Consider the following 1,561-nt stretch of genomic DNA (forward strand, 5'->3'; position numbering starts at 1 on the left):
ACGGCAAGCTCCTGCCCTTTAGTCACGCTGTCCCCAGCATCGGCGGAAAGCCGGGTCAGCGCGGCGCCCACCTCGAAGCCGACACGGCTGAGGATGCGCGCCTCGACGGTGCCGAGCCCGTAGATGCGAAGGGTCACATCGTGTACGGGCTGAACGACCGTCACCGTCAGCGGGCGCTCCGTGAAGAACAGGAAGCCGACCCCAACGGCGGCCGCCAGCACCACGCCCAACAACGAGATGCGCCGCATCGTCTATTCTCCTCGCACAGCCAGAAGCCGGCATTGCACGTCGAACAGCCGCAATCCCTCCTCGCGAAGGTTGAAATCGCGCGCGCCGAGCGCCCAGCGGATTGCCACCCCCTGCACGAGTGCGGTCAGCAGCACCGCCACATCGTTTGCGGCGACGTCGTCCCAAAGCACGCCCGCCTGCTGCCCGGCGCCGACCTCCCGCGCAAGCAGGCCACGAAAGGCCGTGAGCCTGCCGTGAAACGTGGCGCGCAGTTCCGCATTGGTGACGTTCAGTTCACGTGAGAACAGCAGCATCGGCAGGGCGGGGGTCGCAGCGATCTGCGCGAATTGCGCGGCAATCAGTGCGCGCAACCGGATAACCGGCGCGTTGCCGAGGTTGAGAGCTTCGTCCCAGGCCGTTGTCATCCGCTCGGCGACATGCTCGGCCACGGCCTGCCACAGCGCCGCCTTGGTCGGAAAATGCCGAAACAGCGCCGCCTGCGTGACGCCGATCTGCGACGCGACGGCGCCTGTCGTCACCCGGTCCGGCCCGATCCGGTCGGTCAGATCGAGCACGGTGGCCACGATCTCGGCCTTGCGGAGTTTTGCTGACTTGCGCACGGGGCGCCTCTTTGGTTAGTAAGCGATCACAAACAAATTTAAGCGGACTCACGCGATGCGTCAATTATCGGGCGTCACTTTCTGCATGTATTGATTGTCACGACACTGGGGGCCAGATGGGAAGCTCGTTTCAGAGCATCCTCCTCTGACAAATCATAGATCGACGCCGATCAGCAAACCCACCGATGTTTAGCCGGGACTAACCGGCAACCCTACGATAGTAGTTTTCTGCTTTCTCCGCTTTTTAAGAGGGCGCATGTTCATCCGTGACCGCAAATGAACGAACAGCCTAGACGCTCGCTGACCGTGACTGAAGAACGCTGCCGCATCTAGTCACCCAGTCACCGCGTGGTACCCAACGCGAGGAGACCATCATGGCAGACAACAGATTTCTTACACCCGAGGAGGTTTCTCAGCGCTATCGCGGAACAGTTTCGCCCGGAACCCTGCGGAACTGGAGATCCATGAAGATTGGTCCATCGTTCGTCAAGATTGGCAAAGCGGTACTCTATCCTGAGAGCGAGCTCGATGCCTGGGACGAAAAGAACAAAGTGAACTGCCGTGTTTTGGCTCGAACCGACGTGCAGGTAGAGGATCAAGCGTGATGATCATACTAGAGCACGACCTACATACCCCGAACGACGTCCCCACCTACTCTCAAAAAGTATTAATATATAGCATATTCAATATAATAGTAGATTAAAATGGGTGAT

Annotated in this window: 2 protein-coding genes and 1 pseudogene; 1 reads left to right on the forward strand and 2 read right to left on the reverse strand. The window is 59.5% G+C overall.

Translation table 11 applies throughout. The features are described from left to right. Positions 1-248: pseudogene (locus Q8M85_RS02590) on the reverse strand (efflux RND transporter periplasmic adaptor subunit); the annotation flags it as partial. Between the two features lie 3 nt (positions 249-251). Then, entirely contained in the window at positions 252-848 is a 597-nt protein-coding gene (locus Q8M85_RS02595; protein ID WP_051855734.1) for a TetR/AcrR family transcriptional regulator, read from the reverse strand. A gap of 374 nt (positions 849-1,222) precedes the next feature. Here Q8M85_RS02595 and Q8M85_RS02600 point away from each other — a divergent pair, with 374 nt between their 5' ends. Then, the gene (locus Q8M85_RS02600; protein ID WP_038145517.1) at positions 1,223-1,453 is read left to right on the forward strand and encodes an AlpA family transcriptional regulator; all 231 of its coding nucleotides are present in this window, start codon (positions 1,223-1,225) and stop codon (positions 1,451-1,453) included. Positions 1,454-1,561: the final 108 nt, after the last annotated feature.

The sequence above is a fragment of the Tabrizicola sp. genome (genome assembly GCF_030694085.1).
Classification (GTDB): domain Bacteria; phylum Pseudomonadota; class Alphaproteobacteria; order Rhodobacterales; family Rhodobacteraceae; genus Tabrizicola.

What these genes read in the sequence shown, in the direction of transcription:
- Q8M85_RS02600 (WP_038145517.1), top strand. Translation starts at nt 1,223, where the DNA reads ATGGCAGACAACAGATTTCTTACACCCGAGGAGGTTTCTCAGCGCTAT.